Genomic DNA, 22,450 nt, shown 5'->3' on the forward strand with positions numbered 1-22,450 from the left:
TTCATGGGTCACGACGAGCTGACGCGCGCCAGGCAGGCCGTGACTGCCGCCGCCAAGGCGATCGAGGGCAGGCCGACCTCGTTGGCGAAGCTCCGGGAGCAGGTCAGCACGGCGCGCGATGCCCTCGCCCTCCTGGCGGAGGTGGCGAGCGCGGACGGTGTGGACCTGATGCCCGAGCGGGCCCGCGCCGCAATCGAGGTGATGGAGTTCTGGGCGGCCCAGCTCGAGGACCTTGGGCCTGCTGCCGCGCGCCTGATGGCGGCAGCGGCGCCGGCAGCCGACGTGCAGAGCGCCGTGGATGTTCCCGCTGCCGAACAGAGCCGCACTGCCGATTCCAACGCCTCGCGTGACGAGGCCCAGTCCCCGGATGAGGCTGCCGGACCGGGCCAAGGCGCATCCGGGGAGGCCGCAGAACAGGGGAGGCAGCCGGAAGCGTCCGAAACCCCAAGCGCTTCGGCACAGGCTCGCCCGGAGGACAGCTCGGTCTCGCTCTATGACGCCATGCGGCTCGGCGGCCAGGAGGTGGCCCGTGCCCTGCTGGCGCGCGTGACGGTTGGGGAATTCGCGGCCGACGGCGAGTTCCTGCGCGCCCGGGTTCTGCTGGACGGCGAGGACATCGGCTCCGTCGTCACCCGTCCCGACGGCGGATACGCCGCCACCACCATCGAGAACCACACGACGAGGCACCCGTACGAGACCGTGTCCGGCGCGGTCGCCCAGGTCGTCCAGTCCTACGACGAGTGGGTCGTCACCGGCGAGGAGCGCGAGGCTCGGGCCCGCGAACTCGGGCTCGGCCAGATGCCTGCCGCGCCCGATGGGGAACTGCCCGAGGGCGTTGTGCCCGTGCCCGGCTTCCCCGACTACCACCAGGTCAGCGCCTACCCCGGCACTGTGGTGTACGGGCCGGGCAACCGGAAGATCGGCTCGGTCGAGAACCGCACCTACAACCAGGGCAAGCACAAGACGCTGTATGGCGATGACAGCCCCATCAAGGGCCACGACACGATCGAGCGTTCCGTCCGGCACCTGTTGGAAGTGCACGCCGAACTCAACGACGTGCCCGACAACCAGATGTGGCTGAACGTGTGGATCGAGCACCACCCCGACCACACCAACGTATGGGGTGCCTCCGAGCACTACCGCGAGCTCGCTTTCGCGCTGGAAGTCGCTGGCGGCCCGCGCGGCTTCAACCGGCGCAACGGGGTGGACGTGACGCACCGGCAGCACGGCACGTCCCAGCACACCATGCCGACGAACCTGACGTACGAAAGCCGCACCGAGAAGATCAACATGCTGCGGGTGCTGCTGTCGGCGCGCGGCCGCGAGATACCCGTCTTTGAGAGCCTTGAGGCCAAGCAGGAAGCCGAAGCCGCCGACAGGGCACAGACGGCCACGCCCGCGGCCGCCGTACCAGCACGCCAGGTCGGCGCCGAGGCTACGGACGACGCGGCACCGGCAGCGCGGCAGGAGCACACCGCCCCAGTGGGCCAGCCCGCCGACCGGACGGCCCAGGGCCAGGCCGCGCACGGCACGGCGATCCATGAGATGGATGTCGATGACCTCGACGAGGCCATCGAGGCGCTGAAAGACGCCACCGATCCGCTGTCGCTGGCTTACCGACTGCGCGCCGAGCGGCGCCGTTGGGCCCTGCTGCGTCAGGAGGCCGAAGACTGGGTGCCGCAACCGGAGTACGACGCCGAGGGCAACCTGGTCGAGCCGTCGCGTGGGCAGATCCTGCGTGAGCGGGCCGACGGCTACCGGCTCAACCCCAACGAGGCGCAGGGCGCTGTCACCAGCGTGGACGACCTGCCGCCCGCGAAGCCCGGCGGATACAGCGATGCCCGGTGGGCGGAGATCGTCGCGGCCGCCGCAGGGGATGAGGCGTTCCCGCCCACCGCAGAGCAGGACATCATCATCGAAGCCGCTGCCCGGCGTGGCCTGGACCTGCGGGTGATGGCCCTGGCTGGCACCGGCAAGTCCACCACCTTGAAGATGCTGTCGCGGCGCATGCCCGGCAAGCGCATCCTCTACCTCGCCTTCAACCGGTCGGTCGCCGACGAGGCGATCGAGGCGCAGCAGCGCGGCGAGTACAGCGACAACCTCACCCCAACCACCGCGAACGCCTACGCCAACAGCATGGTCGACGAGGCCCTGCTGACCCGGCTGAACTGGCCGAAGCTCAACGAGCAGCAGCTCGCCGACCGGATGCGCTGGCGCTCACGGATCCGGGCCGGAGGCGAGTCACTGTCCCCGCAGCAGGCCGCGTACTTGGCCAACCGGCTGCTGACTGAGTGGGCCAAGTCCGCCGACGACGAGTTCGCCGCCCACCACCTACCGGACACCCTGTCCAACCGCGAAGCGATCTTCGCTGCGATCCGGCCCCTCGCCGCGCAGATGTGGGACAACCTCACCGACCCGGAAGCAACCAACAAGGACCGCGATCTTCCGCTGTCCTTCGACCACACCGTCAAGATGTGGGCGCTCTCCGGCCGGGTCCCCGACACAGATGTGCTGATGTGGGACGAAGCACAAGACGTCAACCCCGTCATGGAGTCGATCGTCGCCAACATCCGCGAAGCCGGCATCCGGATCGTGGCGGTGGGCGACTCCAACCAGGCCATCTACGGCTTCCGGGGAGCGACCGACGCCCTGGGACGGCTGCCCGCAGACGCGACTGCCACGCTCACCCAGACCTTCCGCTTCGGCGATGCCGTCGCCGACATCGGCAACCGCTTCCTGCGCCTGGGCGGCACCCGCATGCGGCTGGCGGGCTGGGACCGCAAGACCTCCCGCATCACCGAAATCACCCCGGGTGACGAGACGATGCTCATCGCCCGCACCAACGCAGGAGTGGTGCTTGGCGCGGTTGAAGGACTGCGGGCCGGCCGCAAGGTCGCGGTGTCCGGGGGACTGAGCGACCTGCGCAAGTTCCTGGAAGCCGCCGAAGCGCTACGCGAGGGCGAGCGCACCAGTCATCAGGAACTGGCCCGCTTCAACGGCATGGCCTGGGACGAGATCCTGGAGACCGCCGAGAGCGAGCCCGAGCTCAAGCAGCTCGACAGCATGTTCAAGCTGATGGAACGCCACAGCGAAGAACTCGACGCGCTACTGGAGTCCGTGCGGATGCCGCGCCCGTTCGTCGAAGACGACGGCGAGCGCCTGTGGGTCAAGTTCGCCTTCGGAGACGGCAACTTCCGCACCACAAAGGAGTGGCTCAAGAGTAAGGGCGTCGACTTCGGATGGGACGAAGAAGGCAAGCGGTGGGGCTACCCATCGCCGAAGAAGCCCGCCACCGCCACCGATGCCGCGCGCCACCGGCGGCGCGAGCGCGTCGAGCAGTACATCGCCGACCACTACATCGCCCCCGCCAACGAAAACGGGGGACAGATCGTCGATCAGTCGGCGCCGCACGACCTTGTGGTGTCCACCGCGCACAAGGCCAAAGGCCTGGAGTCGGAGCGCGTCCGGATCGCCGGCGACTTCCGCGGCCCCAAGGAATCCGTCAACGGCGGCATCGACTGGGACACGATCCCCGACGACGAGCAGTTGCGCCTGGACTACGTCGCGGTCACCCGCGCCACCGACGTCCTGGACGCCGGCTCGCTCGGCTGGATCTTCGACGTCACGCGCGACGACGACCCGATGAAGGAGCCGGACGGCATCTACCTGCGCGCATGGCAGGTCAGCGACGTCCAGCCCGGCAACCGGGTCACCTTCTGGAGCGAGGACGGAGAAAGCCTTCTCGACGGGGAGATCGCGGAGCTCGACGGCACCGCGCTGCTCGTCCGCACCGAGGACGGGAGCACCGCGCCGGTCGTCACCGGTCAGATTGTCCGCCGCGAGGGGCAGGACCGGCCGCACCTTCCCGTGGCCAGCGACGAGGAACTGGACGAAGCCCTGAACAGCGGCCAGTTCGTGCCGCCCATGGCCACCGGCCCGAGCGGCGCGGACGCGCCGGACGCACCCGTCACTTTCACTCCCGCCGTCGCGTCAGGCGGTGGCGGGGCACCGAAGGCACAGAACACGCCGTCCGCCGCCGACGGCATAGGGGAGGAAGCCGCGGTGGGCACACTGGAAGCCAGCGAGCAGAAGGCTTCGGCGGCTCCCCTCACCGCAGACGACACGCCGCAGACGGCCCCTGACCGGGAAGCATTCACGGCGCTCAAGCCGCCCGAGGCTCAAGCCCTGACCGCCCCGGACGGCACCCTGTGGTGGGGCGGCAAGGCGTCTGAACGTAAGAAGGCGATGACACAGCCAGTCCTCGTCCGGCTCAAGTTCGGTCAGCGCGGCGTCGTCGACGTCGAGAATGCTGTCACCGGCGAGAACATCGACCGAATTCGCACCGGAACATCGTTCTTCGCCGCAGCCCCGCTCATCGCTGAGCAGCAGGAGCCGTCCACCAGCGCCGCGGCCAGCCAGGACGCCGCTCCCGCAGAGGAGACGGCCCACGCCGCGCAGCCCGCCACCACAACCGGAGACGTCCCTGTCGCGGCCGACGCCCCCGAACCCGCAGCGACCGCCGCGCAGGAGCCGACCATCCAGGCCCCGGCGTTCAAGGTCGTCGCCTGGGCCACAGACGCCGGCCGGCGCTGGGCCGTCGTGGACCGCGCAGGCGGGGACGCCGTCTGGATTCGCCCCCAGGGCCAGGAACCCTTCGAAGCCGTCTTCACGACCAAGGCGGCCGCCGAGCGTAGCCGCAGCAGCCTCATCCTCGCGCCGGACCTGCGCGTCCCGGCCCCCGACCCGGCAGCCCCCGCCCCCGGGACGACCGAGGCCCAGCGACACGAGCCGGGCCCCGCCCTCGCACCCGTCCTGGGCAAGGTCATCGCCAAGGACACCCGCGGTACCGACCAGCTGGTCAAGGTTCAGGTCGGTGACGAAGCCAACGGCGTGCGGGGCTACTTGGCCTGGAATCCCGTCGGCGCCGACCAGGTCCAACTTCACCAGTTGGTGTACCTCTCCGGCACCCTCGGTGCCGAGACCTCCTTCCACGGACGGCTCGAAACACCGGTCGAGGGCGGCACAGTGGAAGGCGAGCAGGCCGCCCACGACCGCCGCAACCTCACCCAGCCCGCCCCCGAGGGCTGGATACCCGCCGATCCGAGCACCCTTCCCGCCCTCGATGAGGGCCAGCAGGTCCGCATCCTGGACCCGCACCACCCCGCGCACGCGGCCAGCGGCCAGCCCGACACCAAGCAGCTGTACAGCACGGTCACCGTGGAGCTGGTCGACAACAAGTCGTACGCCGGCACCAGCGCGGACGGCCGTGTCCTGGTCTTCACCCGAGACCAGGTCGTCGCTGTCCCGAGCACCGGCACCTCTCAGCCGCAGCAAACCGCCCCGGCTCCGGAGCCTGCCGCGGAGCAGGACGTCTCACGTGACGTCTCCGCCGCCCTCCTCGCCCGCCTCAGGAGCCAGGAGTTCCCCTACGCCAAGCGGGCCGGCCGGTGGACCGTCGCCGACCTCCAACCGCGCCCGGACGGCTCCCCGGTCGAAGTCCTGCTGCGCAAGAATGGCGAATGGGCTCAGGCCGTCGGGGTCGGACCGCACACCCTGCGCGACCAGCGCGGGAACTTCCACGGACTCGAAGAGGTGCTGGCCTGGCGGGATGCCACCCAGCTCGTCACCCTCCTGGACCGCCCCGAGCGCACCCCCAACCCGGGCCTGGCGGCCCCCGTGCTGGTGCAAGACAGCACGCCCAAACCCCCGCTGTCGTCCAGCCCGCCGCAGAGCACGGCAACCGCCGAGCTCGAAAGCCAGGCCACAGCCCTGAATCAGTGGCTCAACACGTACGCGGCACAGGGCGATACCGGCGCCAGTGTCCGCGCCGTCGAGCAGCGAGACGCGCTGCGCGCCGAGTTGGAGCAGCGCCGCCTGCGCAGGAGGGACGCCGAGCAGCTCGGCGGCATGGACGGCTTCCGCCAAGACCTGGACGCCCTCACCCTGGAGACGCCCGACCCCAGCGGAGTCCAAGTCGTCCTGCGCCACGACGCCCCCCTGGGCACCGTCGTGGCAAGCGCCGACGGCTACCGCTTCGTCCCCGACGGCCAGCTGGCCCTGGCCGAGGGCACCGCCTACGCCAGCCCCGAGGGCGCCGCGGTCGCACTCAGCCGTTTCCTGGCCGGCGTCCCCGAGAACCAGCCCCTCCACAAACCCGCAGGACCCGCACCGATACCGGCCCCGCGTTTCGTCCTCACCGACGAGGACAAGTTCGTCCACACCGCTGACGGCGAGATCGCCCGCACTGCGGACGGGAAGAAGATCCCAACCGGGGCCGACTCCAACATGCTCCTCAAGGCCCACTTGAGCGGCATGGTCCGCTACAAGGACGACCCGGACCAGCGCAGCCAGCAGATGATCGTCGAGCTGTGCCGCAAGCACGGAAAGGCCGAGGCTGGAACGCACCTGAGTTCCGGCGGCCGACTCGCGATCATCACGGTCGCTCCCGAGCGCTACGAAGTCCGTGCACCCGACCGGCTCACCAAGGTGTTCGGTCCCTGGGGCGAGCAGATCAAGACCCGCGAGCGGGCCAACCGGATCGCGGACGCCCTGGAAAGCATCCGCGACGAACAGGGCCGCCCTTTCCCCTGGGACATGCCCAATCCCACCCGCCGTGCCCTGCCGATGAAGGCCCTTCACTGGAAGGACGAGCACGGCCACGACATCAGGCAGGCGATCCTGCACGCCCTGGTCACCCGGGGCCTGGACGAGCGGGACCGTCGCTATGCCAAGGAGTACTACGAGAGCACCGGCCGGCGCCTGACCGCGCCCGCTGTCCAGGCCACGCCCCGGCCCGCCCCTCAGCCGACCGACCCCTCCATGCCGGCCCCGGACGCCTTTGTGATCACCAACGTCAAGCAGGTCCTCGGTGAGGTGGCCGCAGCGGACGGCACCTTCTGGTGGAAGGGCGAGGTCAACAACCCCCAGGCGACCCAACTGCGCTCGAGCCTCGTGCCCCTTGAGGTTCCGGTCCTGGTGCGGATCGAGGAATCCGCCGACGAGAAGGGCGCGAGCATAGGCTGGGTCCGAGTCCTGGACGCGGCAACTGGCGAACCACTGTTGCACGAGGCCACCGGCAAACCCCTGAACGTCCGCTCCACCAGCCACGTTCTGGTGGCCTCACCCCTCGCGCCCGCAACACCGGCGGGGGGCAGCGCCCCGGCGCAGCGGCGCTTCGCCTCCCTCGGCCAGGTCCGCACCCACCTGATGGCCGCGAAGATCCCCGGACTGACCCCGGAACGCCGCACCGACGTACGCAAGCTCGCCAAAGACCGCGAACTGGTGGACCTCACCGACGACGGCCAGTTCGCCATCCGCCAGACCGGCGAGACCTTCGAAGTCCTCCCCGCCGGCAGCGGACTGCCCTTCGACGGACTCCTGCCCGGCCTCTACCTCACCCCCGACGCTTCCCGCGACCTCGCCGTCACCCCCCAGCCGCTGGAAGGCCTGCCCTCGCTGGAAGAAGCACGCGACTTCGCCGGCCGACTCACCGAGCTGCGAACCACTACCGGTGAGCCGATCGACTGGAGCGACCCGCAGCTCGGCACCCGCCTGAGCACCGCGGAACTCGTCCACCTCAACCACACGGTCCTGGAGGAGCGCGCCCACCACGACCGCGCCAACGAGAACGCCAACTCCCCCAGCGACGCCATGTGGCGCCTCTTCGAAGACCAGCCCCAGCGCCCCGACCAGAGCACCGACACCATGCGCTGGGCGGACACCCTCACCCCCAGTGACTGGGTATGGCTGCGGATCAACGACGAGGACAAGGCCTGGGAGGTCATCGAGCGCACCGACACCCAGTTCGGCACCGTCGCGATCACCCTGGACGACGACAGCACCTGGCACCTGCCCCGCAACCTGTCTGTACAGCACCCGGGCGACGACATCGTCACAACCGTCGACGGTGAGCCCATCGGCCTGCGGCTGACGGCAGACTTCGTCCTCGACGACGACGTCATTGAGTTCGACCTCGCCCCCGACGGCACCCCGCTCGCGCCGACCGGTGCCGCGGGAATCGCGGCACCCGACACCACCCGGATCCGCGGCCGCGCACGTGTGACCCACCACCACCCCCACGGCGGTGGCGAGCGCACGTACCTGATGGACGCCACGATCGTCAACGGCGAGGACATCGAGCCGACCCCGGTCGAACTGGCGACTACCGCCTTCGAATTGCCCGAGCACGTCTACCGGCTCTCCCTGCGCGCCCCGCTCGCATACCAGGAAGCGCAACCACAACCCCCGTCCTTGGCCCGGCCGGTCACCGCATCGAGGCAGGAGGCAGATGCCGAGCTGGTTGAGGACCTAGGTATCAGGTTCCCGATCCGCTTCGCCAACGAACTTCGGGACTCCGCGGAGCTCAAGGCAGAACTCGCAGCAGAGCTGGCGGCCGGCTCCGCCCCGGATCTGGACATCGAAGCAGAGATCGACGCGACTCTGGAGCTGGCAGCCGAACTCGAAGCAGACCTGGAGGCAGCGTCCGCACTCGGTACCGACACCGAGTCGGACTTCGCCCCCGAGCCGGAGCCGGAGGACGACGCCCCGGACACCGAGCTGGACCGGGAGCAGGACCTTGGACCGCGGGAGGAAGCAGGCCCGCACAATGTGACGGCGCTCCCGACCCGGCTGCCCGAAGGGGAGGAACTGCGTCAAAGCTTCTTGCGCCTGCTCAACGCTCCAGACGCCCCCACTACACCCACCGAACACACCGTCCTCGACGACGCCCCGCTCTACGTACGGGTCGCCCACAGCCCCCGGCACGGACGGGTCGTCCAATTCGGATTCGACCCCACCTCACCCCGCGCCGCCGCCCAGTTCACCGCTGCCGAACTCGAAGGGGCCAGCGGAGAACAGGTACTGCGCGGCGTCATGGCCCGGCACCCCCACCCCCAGCCGCTCTCGGCGGATCACGGACCGCTCACACTCGACAGGCTGCGTCGGGACCTCCTCAAGCTCATGGACAACCCGGGCGCGCCCAGCGTCCCCACTCTCCAGCGCAAGATGAGCGGCCTCAACCTGTACGTGGCAGTCACCGGACATCCGGAGCACGGGACTGTGCTGCGCTTCGGCTTCGACGCCAAGTCCGCACCGGCCGGCCTCTTCACTCGGGACGACCTCCAAGGCGCCACCAGCGACAAGGTGGTCCAAATCGTTGAGCGCTACGGCGAAGCCTTCGTTCAGCAGCGCATCGACACCGACCGCGCGCGCCGGCTCCGCAACCGCGTCCAGGCCGGAGCTCGGCAGCGCCAGATACCCCGGTCGCCTTCTCCGGCCGCGTCTTCCGGACCACTCAGTGAGCCGCGTCCGGACGAGCACGGACGACACGCTGCACCGACTGCTTCCCCGAGCCGGTGACACAGGCACGGACCGCCTGGGGGAATCGGCCGCCAATCTTCTGGGCCGCCCCTCCCCCCAGGCGGGAGGCCCGCCGGTACACGGTCGCCGTGCAGGGCGGTGATCCCTAGCGTCGAAAGGCATGTGATCTGCCCCTGGGAATGTAGGCGGCCCGCCCGCCACCCGTGTCCATCAACGAGGTGACACATTGGCCACCGCTCCCGAAGAATTCCCGATCCAGCCGCGCGACGCAGCCGACGCGTGGGGGGACGAGGACGCACCGTCGGCTCTCGATGCGGTAGCTGAGGGATGGGCGAGCGATGAGGACGCCTCCCGCGCCTTGGCACCCGATACGGGTCGGGTGTCGGAGGAGGACCCACCGTCTGCACTGACGCTCCCGGACGCGGTGGCCGGCTGGGCCGCGGCGGAGGACGTCCCGCGCGTCCTCGCCCCGGACGCTGGGAAAGCACAGGGCCCAGCCGTGACCAACAGTGCGGGTGGTGCATGGGAGGAGGACGCTCCGCCGGCTCTGGATGCCGTGGCCGAGGGATGGGCGCGCGACGAGGATGCGCCACGTGTCCTTGGCACGTCCACAGCGGGGCGTTCCCCCGCGACCGCGCCTGATTCGGCCAGGGCACAGAATTCTCCATCCGTGGTGGCGGTCCCAGTACCCACTCCGGGATCGTCCGCTACACACGAAGTCCCGCGCCTCCTTGCACCTGAGCGCGAGGCTGGGCAAGCGGATGATCCGGCGGTCACCACCAGCGCGGTCGGAGCGTGGCGGGAGGAGGCACCGTCGGCACTCGACGGCGTAGCCGCAGGGTGGGCGAGCCATGAGGACGCCGCCCGTGCCTTGGCGGCTGACAGTTGGGCGTCGGACGAGGACCCGCCGTCTGCGCTGACGCTTCCCGACGCGGCAGCCGGCTGGGCCGAGGCGGACGACGTCCCGCGCGTCCTCGCACCTGATCAGCGCGCTGAGGAAGTTGGCAGTTCAGCCGTCGCACCCAGCACAGATGACACGTGGGGGGAGGAGGCACCGCCGGCACTCGACGGCGTAGCCGCAGGGTGGGCGAGCCATGAGGACGCCCGCCGTGCCTTGGCGGCTGACGGTTGGGCGTCGGACGAGGACCCGCCGTCTGGGCTGACGCTTCCCGACGCGGCTGCCGGCTGGGCCGGGGCGGACGACGTTCCGCGCGTCCTCGCTTCCGAGAAGAACGCTGGGCGGACGGACAATTCAGCAAATGCCGTCAGCGCGAACGGGACATGGCGGGGTGAGGCACCGTCGGCTCTTGATGCCGTTCCCGCGGGATGGGCGACCGACGACGACACACCGCGCGCCTTGGCACCCGACTCGGGCTGGGCATCCGAGGAAGAGCCTCCGTCAGGTCTGACGCTTCCCGAACCAATCGCAGGCTGGTCCGCAACAGACCATGCGCCCCGCGTCCTCGCACCCGGGCAGGATGCCGTGGAGACAGACGGCTCGGCTATCCGCACCAGCGCGGGCGGTGCACGGGGGGACGAGGAGGAGCCCTGGGCTCTTGGCGCTGTGGCCAATAAGCGGGCGAGCAACGAGTACAAACCGCGCGTCCTGGACACGCCGGCGACGGAGCCGACGTCCCCGCCTGTTCCCGGTTCTGCTTGGGCGGCAAACGAGGAACCGCCGTCGGGCCTGGCCGCTCCCGATGCCGCCCCGGGCTGGTCCGCAGCGGACGATGCTCCTCGCGTTCTCGCGGCCGGGCACGACGCCGGGGAAGCAGACGGCCCCGCCGACACCAGCAGCCCGGGTGACGCTTGGGGTGAGGAGGACGCACCTTCGACCCTTGGTGCACTGGCCGAGGGGTGGGCGAGCGACGAGGACGCGCCGCGCGTGTTGGACACGTCCGCAGCGGTGCCGGGGACGATGAAACCCGCCGGTTCCGGCCGGACAGCGGAGGAGGAAGCGCCGTCAGAGTTGGCAACCCCCGCACCCGCCCCGGGCTTGTCCGCGGACGACGATGCGCCTCGAGTCCTCGCACCTGGACACGGGCCTCCGGGTGTATCCGAACACCCAAACCTGCCGGGTCAGGACGGGCCTATCAGCGCCCGCTCTATAGCCCAGACGAATGGTCGTGCTGTCGTTGGGTCGCCTCGCACCGCGGCACGCAGCCCCCGCAGCACTCGCGGCCAGGGGGCGGACGCCGACGCACGCGGTGACCCACAGGCACCCACTTCCTCCACCACGCCCGGCCTTGCTGGCGACGACGTCGCCGAACGCAACACCCCCGGAACTGACTTTGCTGCCACAGACCCTCCGTCGAACGAAGGGGCGAAGGGGCAGATCCCACTCGCGCTCGGGCAGCCGCCTCAGCATCCCTCGACGGACGGGAGTGACGAGACGGCCTTCGCCTTCGACACCGAGCTGGGTGGACAGGGCACTGCGCCGAAGCAGCGAACCGACACCCAGCAGACGCAGCACACCACCCCCGTGGCCACGGGCTCCGGGGAGGGGAGCGACGTGCCCTCATCCCTGGGCCAGGAACCGGATGAGCTCGACCGAGAAGGTCACATCGTCGCTCTCATGGACCTAGCCGACCGGGCCTTCCACTACGCGGACGAGGCGGCCAACGGGGCGCAGCGAGCTGCGGCACAGTCCTCGCCCCGGAACGAGGAGCGTTTGGAGGCGGTCATGCACGCCGCCCATGCCCACTACCTCGTTGCTGAACGTCATCACGGCATGGCGAGGAAGGCGCACGCGGACGGTCTGAGGACGCGGCTGGAGCACCACGCGTCCGAGGTGATCAGTGCAGCGGCGGACACTCAGCGGGCGGCGGGGGTCGTCGTGACTGCGGATGCCCTGAAGGAGGTCCTCGACGGACTCAAGCCTGCTGCAGAGCGCGCCCGGCAGGCGGCGGCACGTGAGCAACTGCAGGCGGAGCTTGAAAGGCTGAGGGCAGAGCGTGACAGGGAACTGACCGCCGTGACACGCATGGACGCTGCCAGCCGTGAGGTGCTGCAAGGCGCTCAGTGGCGTGCCGAGAGTGTGGTGCCCGCACTGGGCTGGTGGCCGGCACTCGCCGCGGACATGGCCCGCGCACACCAGGGGCGCCTGTGGCTGGACGAGACCGGCGCCCCGCGTCTGGTGAAGGAGATCGCTGACGGGCGCGTCGTGGCGGGACGGAAGGTAAATGCTGATCGGGTCGCGATGCTGCGCGCGGCCGGGTTCCTCGTGACAGGCAGCGATGGTGAGACCTCGACACTCTTGCATCCCTCGGACATGGGGCGAGAAGCGTTGTACCTTGCGACGCTGTACCCGGAGGGGCTGCAGGCGGATGAGCGCGCAGCCTATGAGGCGCGGTACAAGGCGTCGCGCCAGCCGGGAATGAACAACGAGGAGCGCAAGTCGGCGGCGCGGCGGCTGCCGCCGTTGGACCGTCACGCGATGCGGGCATCCCGTGTGAAACCGGTGCTACTGGAGGAAAGCCAGGTCCCCCAGATCAGCACGGAGGGTGCCGCCCGGCACGCTGACATGGCCGAGTTGGCACAGCGGCTTTGGCGCTGGGCGGCGATGAGCCATGGTGAGCGGTCCGACGTCACCCCCACCTTGGGCCCACATGGATCCGTCGCGGAAGAGTTGGCCCGTGAGGCGGGGCAGGACGTCGGCGGTGGCGACGAGCGTGCGGCTGACGCGCCCTCGGGCGAACTGCCGTCGACACCAGAACAGAACGCCCCACAGCCAACCACGACCTCCTCCACGACGAGTCCCAGCGCGGCGGCCGACGACACCAACGACCCGCCCGCCGTTGACACGACGCCCCTGAGCGTCCGCACCCAGGGGCTCGGCGACGAACCGGTCGAGCCGGAGGGGTCGGCCGATGCCCCCTCCGGCCTGGCCGATGTCCCCTCGGCGTCCTGGGACGATCACGAGGCTCCTGCGCAGCTCGTAGAGCCGCCCGGGCCGCAAGAGGATCCTGCCACCAACACACTCCACCCCGGCGTCCAGGAACAGACCGAGCTGTTCTCCGTGCAGACGCCGGCTCCAACGCTGCTCCAAGACGGCACGGCAACTGACGCGGCCGCGACTGCGCCGGAGGAAGAGCTCCCGCGCTACTCCCAGGCGCGCAAGCAGATCCTCGACGAGATTGCGCGCGGCAACATCACGGAAGTCGGCGGCCGGTTCATGCAGCGGGTCCCCCGGCGCTCGGTCCACCCAGTCGGCTCCCCGCAGCGCATCAACGCCGTGCTGGATGAGGAGTTGGCCGAGCGCGTAGGTGAGCGGATCCAGCTTTCCGAACGAGGATTCGCCTGGTACGCCCATCACAGCCTGGACCTGCCGGCCGCGCCCCGAGACGTCGAGACCGTTGAACAGGCACCACTCCCACCGATCGACTACGCGCCCCTGCACGCCCTTCCCACACTCGAAGAGAGCGTTGAGGCCCCGCAGCCACCGGCCCCGGCACCCCTGCCCGACGACTGGTACAAAAGTGGAGGGCGCCCCAGCGGGGAGAGCACCCGGGACGCCTACGCCATGGGTGTTGAGGCCGCTGAACGAGCTGCACGGTCGACTGCGCGCGACGTCGCCGCCCTCGCGGCAGGCCCCGACCACAGCAGCACGTGGACACGTCAGTATCCGCTGGCCCAGTACGACGAGAACGCCGCCGCGGCGCTGGAGTCCCTGACCGATCCCGTCACCCGCGTGTACGCGGCCCGTGCAGTTCGGAACCTACGCGGCGCGCTCGAGGAGGCGGGCAAGGAGGCGACGGACCACTACGTGGCCAACGTCCGCAATCCACAGTGGAAGACCATCGAGGGCTCGCAGTCGGATGATGTCCACCGGGACCGTGTGCGCGGCATCGTGATTACCTACTGCCTCGCGGTCCGCGAGCACGCAAGGGCGTACGGCCTGGACGCCGACGCAATCGTCCATGTGCTGGAAGACGCGGCAGGTTGGACAGGCAGGTTCCGCCCGTTGGGTAGAAAGGCGGTGGCGTACCCGGATCTCCCCGCGGCGGAGAACGTGACAGAGGCTGCTCATCACGTCGCCAACGCCCTGCGCCTGTACGCGCTGGGCCGAAGCGACACGGTCGACACCGCCGCGGATCGCCGCGGGACCTGGCGCGCCGTCGAGCCCCGGCCGGCCCCAGCTCCCCCCGCTGCCGCCGAAAAAGCCGACCCCCAGAGCGCTGACCTTGCCCCGGCCGGCAGTGAGGCGACGCCCGCCCCGGCCGCCGTCACGACTGGCCAGGACGCCCCGGCTGCTGTGCCGTCCGCCCCTGCACAGGTGCAGGACGAGGCGCCGCGCGCACGACCGACCACCGGGCTACAGACACCAGACACCCACCACACGACCGGACAGGCGAGCCCGTCCATCAACGGCGCCGGGGCCGTGCCCGGGACAACCGTCCCGCCTGCGGCAGATGACAGCACACGCCCTCAGCAACCTGACCGCCGGGACTTGGACCAGGCCGAGCAGGATCCACATGGGACGAGCGAGCAGGCCGAGAAAGCGCCCCAGCAGATGAGCGGAGAGGACGAGGGCTCCCCGGCCCCCCTCCCGGCAGCATCAGCCGCCCCGAGCACGACCGGAGGCCCCGCCTTGGCCACCCCGGCGGGGTCGCTTTCAACCTTCCCCGGGCCAGAAGGGAGGCAGATCAAACCGATGGGCGGAGTCGACGCCTCTGTCCGCCCGGTCGAGGCTGCACCCGCGTCTGCCGGGCCGGAGCAGGAGCGCCGGGAGACTCATACCGGCCTGGACTCATCCGCGGCGGACGCTGCTGCTCCGCCCGGCAACCGGCCGGAAAACGCCGTACCCGCATCCGGGAACAGCCCGCAACCCCGACCGGCCGCCGTACGTGAGGAGGGCACTGTGGTCACCAGCATTTCCCCGAACGCGGCCCCAGTCGAAGCGGCCGCTGTCTTCGACCAAAGCGACTTTCGAGCAGCGCAGTTGCACCTCGGGGCGGCTGCACCATATCCCGACCCGGCCGCGTACACCGCAGCCCACGAGGCCCTGCTGAGAGAACTCGACCAACACGAACAGTGGCTGGCGCGTACCCCGTCAGCGGCGGAAGCAGCAACCACCCTGACCGCCACCGGAGACCTCGGCATACCCGGCCTTACCGCCTTGCTCGCTCTGCAGACCGCGATCAACGCGGGCCGAGACGAGGACGGCCAGCGCACGCACCTCGCACAGCGGCTGGGCCACCACATCCGCTGCGGGCAAATGACCATGGCGAAGATCTTCTTTGCCCGGGCCGCGCTCACGAGCAGCACCGACCCGCTGCGCAATCTGTACGAATGGGCCAGTAACGGGCAGTTCCTCGCCTTCGGACAGCAGACCGATGACGGCGAGATGGAACTCGGCCAGTACCTCACGCTCCGCGCACAGCAGGTCGCCCAGCAATCCGAATCTGGCGGCGTGCCGAACCCCGCCGAGCCGGCACGCAAGGCGGCACAGGAGGCCACCACCATGGCTATGGACCAGGACGACGACATTGCGCTGCCCGTCTTTGAGGTGCCCGGCGACAGCATCATGTCCGCGGCCGAGGCCGCCCCCCGCCTGCTTGCCGAGGCACAGGCTCGCCTGGCTGCCGGTGACCCAGCCATCTCGATACTCGCCCACCTCCACGGCCGTCCGGTCTACGCGATGGTCGACCAGGCGGACACGCCCACTCCCGTGCTTCGGCTCGGGGTTACTGGCGGGAATGAAGCGGGGAACGCACGGGCCGTCTCCATCCCGGACCACGAGCTGGCCGCGGTCGCTCCGGAAACGCTGCTGACTGCCGTCACGGCATGGTTGAACGCAAGCGATGGGGGAGGCTGTCCCCTGCTGGACTACGCCTCCTCCCCGTCTGCGGCGAATCCCGGGCCTCTGGTGCCGGACCAGGCAACCGCAACCCCGGCCGAGGCGCCGCGGTCCGCCCATGCGGCAGCTACCGCACCACTGCCGCCCGAGCTGCAGAGCCTCACCGCATCCGCACCGTCCCCAGCTTTCAGTGGACCGGAGACTGCGGCCGCGATGAAATTGCTGGCGCAGACCACGTCTGCTGCTGTGGTCGCACCCGCGGCGGAGGAGCCCCCCACGGCGCCGGAGCCCGGTGCCGCACCAGAGCAGGCAGCGGCGTCGACCAATACAGGTGCCACTGCGCTCGAGGGCAATACCGCCTTGCTTCCTGACGCAGTACAGCGACAGGAGCAGGCCGGGCCCCGGCCGGGGGAGAGCACCCCTGCCGCCCTCGCCGAGCGACCCTTGCCCGCGCCGGCCGAACCTGTCGACCAGCTGACACAGCTCGCCCGCTCTACCCTGACCGAGCTCGGCTTCACGCTGGCGGCGACCGGTGTCGTCACCGCTGAGCGCACCGTCGTGATCACGTTGGAGACCAGTGGCGATGGCGAGCGCGACCGTGAGATCGCGGATCGACTCCAGCCCGCCCTGCATGAGGCGATACGCCAGCACCCGGACCAGGGCCTGGCTGCCTACCGCGTCGACCTCGAGCACACATCCCAGGTCGGCCAGAGCACCCTGCCCGACGCCGCCGCGGCACAAAGGGCCGCACTGCCACGTGAGCGGTTGATCGCCGTGAATCGCGGGGCCGCGCAGATCTTCACCGAGCGCCTCCAGGACGATCCGGCCGCCGAGCTGTCCCGTGCCTACTTGGCCGAGGATCGGCGGCTGCCCACCGAGGTGCAGCGAGAGTGGGGACTGGGGTATGCGCCTTCGGACCGTGGGGCCGGCCGCTGGGACGTTCTGGTCAGCGAGCTCACAGCTCAGGGCTTCAGCGAGGCAGAGCTGCTTCACGCAGGCCTCGCCACCCGCAGCAAGTACGGCACGCTCATCGACGCGTTCGCCGACAGGATCATGTTCCCGATCCACGACGAGAACGGGGACATCGTCGGCTTCAGCGGGCGGCGCGTCGACCGGCCCGGCGAAACGGAGGAACAGGCCAAGCAGCGCGGGGGTCCGAAGTACCTCAATACCTCCAACGACGCGGACCTATTCAACAAGGGCGATCTGGTCTTCGGTCTCCACCACCCGGCGCAGGCGCAGGCCTTGGCCCAGAGCGGCGGGCCCCGGGTGAGTGTCGAGGGGTACCTCGACGTGATCGCCGTCGCCCGGGCGGCTGCCACCGTGCCGATCGAGCAGCGGCCCGTGGTCGGCGCCCCCATGGGCACCGCATTCACCGAACGTCAGCTCACCGTCCTCAGAGGCCTCGACACCGACAACCCACGCCCCCACATCGCCTTCCTTGACGCGGACGAGAGCGGTCGCAAGGTACTGCTCGACAAGTGGGACCTGCTGGTGCGGGCACCCGAGCCGACGACAGTGACCACCGCTCCGGATGCCAAGGACGCCGCGAAGCTGTGGGAAGAGGGCGTCAAAGCCGGCGGCGACGGAGCGACACCTGTCCTTCAGGCCCTGAACCAGCACCGGCCACTTCTCGACGCCACAGTCGAAGCGGTCCTGCTGAAGAACGCGGACGACGGCGAACGCGCCAACCATGCCTTCGACTCCACCAAGTTCTTTCAGCGCACCCGGTTCATGGCCGCAGAGGCGGCGCGCTACATCCATCAGACGGTGCAGGCTCAAGCACCCGGCGACACGACGGCGCTCCAGCAAGCCGCGCTCGCCTGGGCGAAGCGACTCGACCAGGAGTGGAGCATTCCCGGACACATGACCGCCACAGCGGTGCTGCTCGGGCCGGGCAGGCACCACGAGGACTACGAGAACGAGGTCTACGAACAGGCTCTGGACCTGCTCGCAGCCGACCCCCAGGGGTACTTCGCGAACGACTCCCACGTCCGCAGCCGCCAATCCGCCTGGGCATCGCCGTCCGCAGCAGCATCCGGCGCAGAAGCCGCGGATGGCCGGCGGCCCGGGCAGTGGCCCGCGAGGACACGTGCGAGCGGCTCCATAGCCCCTACCAGCCTGCCGGCCAGCGGACCGGCCCCCGAATCCGGGGAACTGGCGCTGAGTATGTTCCTGCCCTCACCGGTCGACCCCGGCGGGCCGCCGGTCGAGCACACCGACCGCACTACCGCGGCGTACGCCCTGCACACGGCTGTGCATGAACGCCTCGGCCAGCACACCACCGAGAGCCCCGAGCCCGACCGCCTGCCTCAACCCTTGAAACTGGGCACCGTCTACGGCATCGATCTGAGCACCTCAGGGGACGACCAGACCAGTGAGGACCCCACCGTCGTGGTGTGGCTGGGCTCCGCCCGGTCCGACTCACTGCGCATGTCCTACAGCCGCTTCGTCAAGATGACCGGCCCCGAACTGCTGGCCGCAGTCGAATGGCGCGCCGCCCAGGCCGCCGGACTGCTCGGCACACCCCTCAGCCCCACCTGGCGCAGAGCGGTGCGCAGCATCCTCCCGCCGCAGTTCCCCGCCCAGCCGACCCCTGCCCAGCTCGCCGACCTCCTCGACACCATCGCCCAAGGCCTCAACGGAACAGAGAACCGGATCCTGCACCGCGCCGAGCAGGCGGTGGCCCTGTACACCGCAGGTCACCCGGACCTGGCTCTCAACGTCCTCGCCGACGACGACCACATCTGGGTACTTCGCAACGACGACGGCTCCTGGGTCCAGGAAGAAGCGGTCGACCCCGAGCTGAGCTGGCAAGCACTGGAGGCAGCGTTCGCCCAGGAGAGGGCCGAACTCGCGGACATCGCCCAGGCCGCCACCGAACTCCCGCCCGCCGACGAGGCGCCAATGGTGGCCGACCTGACCATTGCCCACCACAGCGCCCATGAAGCACTCGCCGCGCTCCGCCCCTACTCCATCGGCCTGCCCGCCACCCTCTACGAGAAGATCACCGACCTCGTAGCCCAGATGGACGCCGGCGAGCCAGCCATGCGCCGACTCCACGGACCGCGTGGCGAGCAGCTGATGAACCGGGCCAAGACGTCCTTCGTCCGCATCCTCGAAGGCCTGGCCACCGCCGCCTCCAAACTCCGGCTCACCGGCCTCAGCAACCGGCTGGAACGCACCGTGGCCCGCCTGCGCGGCCAGAACCCGGACACCTTGCCCACCCCGCGCACCGTGCGCCGCGACCGACGCATGCAGGATCTCGCCCACATCGAACGCGACCTCGAACGACGCATGGCGTCGCCCGCCACCACGCTCGACGAACGCGGTGAACTCCAGGAACAGTGGATTATCAACCGGGCCCGCTGGCGCGCCCGCTACGAACAACTGCAGGGCCAGCCCCCGGGGACGGACTTCCTGCCCGACAACGGTCTGATCGCCGGCGCCCCGCCCATCCCGAACCTCATCGCCGCACACGACCTCCTGCTCGACCGGCTGGCCGCCCGCGTCGCCGAACTGCGCGATACCGACCAGCACACCGGCGAGGACGCCAACCCCTACGAGCCCACCGCCGACCTCCTCACCGGTGTGTTCTGGGCCTACCGGCAGCGCCTGATCGGCTTCGCGCCCACCGGGGAGGACCCGCAAGGACCCATTCCATCAGCGCAGTTGCGGCAGGCCGCGCTGACGGTCACCGCTCACCAGAACGCCTCGCCGCTCACGCTGCGGCGCAGCATGAACGTCAGCGCCGAGCGAGCCGACCGGCTCCTGCACCGCCTGGAGCAGCAGCAGATCCTCGGCCCCTACCGGGCCGATGCACCGCGGACCGTCCTGGCGCGCCCCGCCGACATCGACGCGCTGCTCGCACGGCCCGGGACCCCACCCAGCATGCGTACCGAGCCTGCCTCACCGGCGTCCGCGCCGACCGCCACGAAGGGCCCCGCACGCGTCACGGCGGACTCCGCGGGAGACGGCGTCAGCGATCTCGACGCTGCTCGGATCCAACAAGTCCTCAGCAAGATCGCGGCCGACCAGAAGAAGCGCAGCGGGCCCCACGGTGGGTCCGAAGCGGCAGGCCGCGCGTCCGTCGCCCCCGCTCGACAGACCGCGCACAAAGAAGCCGAAGCCAATGCCCTTGCCACCGGTCAGTCCACCGCGCTGGCCCCCAGCCAGTCCTGACGCCGGAGACGCGATGACAACGCCACAGCAGCCACAGCCCGTATCCGCGACAACCGTCCCGGACCTGGAAGCCGACCTTGCTCCGGAGGAGCTGCAGCTCCTCCTCGAACGCCGCGCCCGGCTGGAGAACCTCCAGCAGGGCATGCGGCGCGCGAGCGCTCTCAACGACCCCGACGCGCTCCCGCCGGCAGGCCCGCGCGACCTCAGAGGCCTCGACACGGTGATGGACACGGTCTTCGAAAATCAGGCCTATTACTACAGTCAGCCCGGTTTTGTGGCTCTTGCCCAGGTGCATCGCCGTGTCGGCGAACTCCTCGAGAATCTCGTCGCCCAGATCGAACGCACACCCCAAATGGCGATCCAGGCCGCGCGCATCACCACCTTGGCCTCAAGCCTGATCGCCAGGCACGCGGCCGAAGTACGCAGCCATCTGGACAGCTGGAATCAGGGAGATACCCCTGGCGGACGAGCCATGCGCACCCTCGTTCGGGCCGCCGAACTGCACGCCGCCCAAGCGGCCGGCTTGGACGACGCGCAAGAGCTGGGCACCCCCCGTCGCCTCATGACCCACATCCGCGAACTCGACAGGGCGATCCAAAAGACTGTGCCCGTCCCCGGCCCCATGGACGGCACGGGCTTGAGCGACCCGGGCGATGCGGAGCTGGAAGGCGCGCTGTCCATCGGCGCGGCCACCGATCCCGAACTGGACGAGGCCTCGCAGCTGATGACCGCCCTGAGTGAGCTGGCCGGCCACGCCCGCCGCGCCGGACACCGCCTCACCCTGGACGTGCGCCTGCACGGCATGGTGGAGACCGCCCAGCTCCGCGGCTTCGAGATGATCTCCGGGATGGCACGGGCCGCCATGGGCCGCTACGACGATCAGGACCGGGGCATCTCAGGGCGCCGCAACATCGCCGCGATGATCTACCACTACGCCGAGCAGCGCCTGGAACGCATGCGTGGCACTCTCAGTGCGGACGAGTCTCGAGACTTCGGCCACTACGAGACCGACCCTCCTGAGCGGTACACGGATGCGCTCTTCGAGGAGTCACGCACCGTCAGCCGAGAACTGCACGCGAAACACATCACTCCTCAGGAACGCACAGACCTGCAGATTCGCTTCCTCCTCGCCCAGCACGAGATCGCTGCTGCCGGAGCCGACGGTGACCCAGGATGGGGCACTCGGCCCACCTTTCCACCCAGCGACATCGTGGCTGGCCTGCAGACCGACCACCCAGTGGAAGCCCGACTCAACCTCATCGACGCCCTGCGACGCCGCGTGGAGAACAACCCGTTCCACCGCGACGCTCACTACCTCAACAGTGTCAAGGACCGCCTCGCACTGGAGCTCGCGGGACCGCCAGAGCTGACTGCCGAGGCCTTGCAGGCGGACCTCAACGCCGACCAAGTCCGCTCAGTGGCCGAGCATCTCGTCACCCATCGCTCTGACAACGTGGTTGCCTCGCCGCTCGCGCTGAGCGAGACCCCCGAGTTGGACCTCACCCATGCCCAGGCGGAGCGCGCCCTGGCCGTGCTTCAGACCCTCAACGTAGTCGGGCCGCCCAACGGACTCCAGCCGCGCGAAATCCTCGTCGTCTCCCGCACCCAGCTTTCCAGCCGATTAGAGCTGGTCGACCTGCGCCTGCCGAACCTGCTCGAAATGCAGAAGGGTTCAACGGTCGTCTCCGCGCCCCCGGCACCCGAGGCACCGGTCCCGGCCGTGCAACCGGAAGCCGCCCCAGAGCCAGGAGCCGCCGCCCCCGCCCCGGCGCCCGCCCCACCTGAGCACGTGCAGACACCGACCGCACCCGCGCCCTCCGCGGCCGCCGAGCCAGCCACGGCGCCGGAACCGCCGCGCCGGGACCGCTCCGCCACGCGCCGCCATCCAAGCAACCTGACCGCCCGCCCCGCCCCTCAGGGGGATGCCCCGAGCGACCAAGACCTCGCAAAGCTGTTCTCGGGTCACAAGGACCGGCTTATGGAAGTAAGCCAGAAGCTGATGGCCGGAGCTGAAGCCCGAGCCGCCGCCCATCCGTCACCCCCCGAGAGCGCGCCGGCCAAGGCCGCCAGCTTGGACGAGGCACAGCACAACGCCCAGCAGGCTCAGCAGAATGCCGGCGTCGGCGTGCGGTGACTAGCGACCACAGGAAA

3 protein-coding genes (1 of these 3 only partly in view) are annotated in these 22,450 nt (G+C 70.0%); all 3 read left to right on the forward strand.

Translation table 11 applies throughout. The features are described 5' to 3' along the window. Nucleotides 1–9,357 carry the 3' portion of a UvrD-helicase domain-containing protein gene (locus ACFVVO_RS35370; RefSeq protein WP_390060601.1) on the forward strand. It extends 2,418 nt beyond the left edge of the window, so 9,357 of the gene's 11,775 nt are visible here — the last part of the coding sequence; its start codon lies off the left edge, out of view; the stop codon is at nucleotides 9,355–9,357. 2,536 nt (nucleotides 9,358–11,893) lie between these two features. Beyond that, entirely contained in the window at nucleotides 11,894–20,299 is an 8,406-nt protein-coding gene (locus ACFVVO_RS35375; protein WP_390060603.1) for a toprim domain-containing protein, read from the forward strand. A 13-nt stretch (nucleotides 20,300–20,312) separates the two neighbouring features. Beyond that, complete coding sequence (locus ACFVVO_RS35380; RefSeq protein ID WP_390060605.1) at nucleotides 20,313–22,433, forward strand: hypothetical protein; 2,121 nt, start codon at nucleotides 20,313–20,315, stop codon at nucleotides 22,431–22,433. Nucleotides 22,434–22,450: the final 17 nt, after the last annotated feature.

The organism is Streptomyces sp. NPDC058145 (assembly GCF_042884245.1).
Taxonomy (GTDB): domain Bacteria; phylum Actinomycetota; class Actinomycetes; order Streptomycetales; family Streptomycetaceae; genus Streptomyces.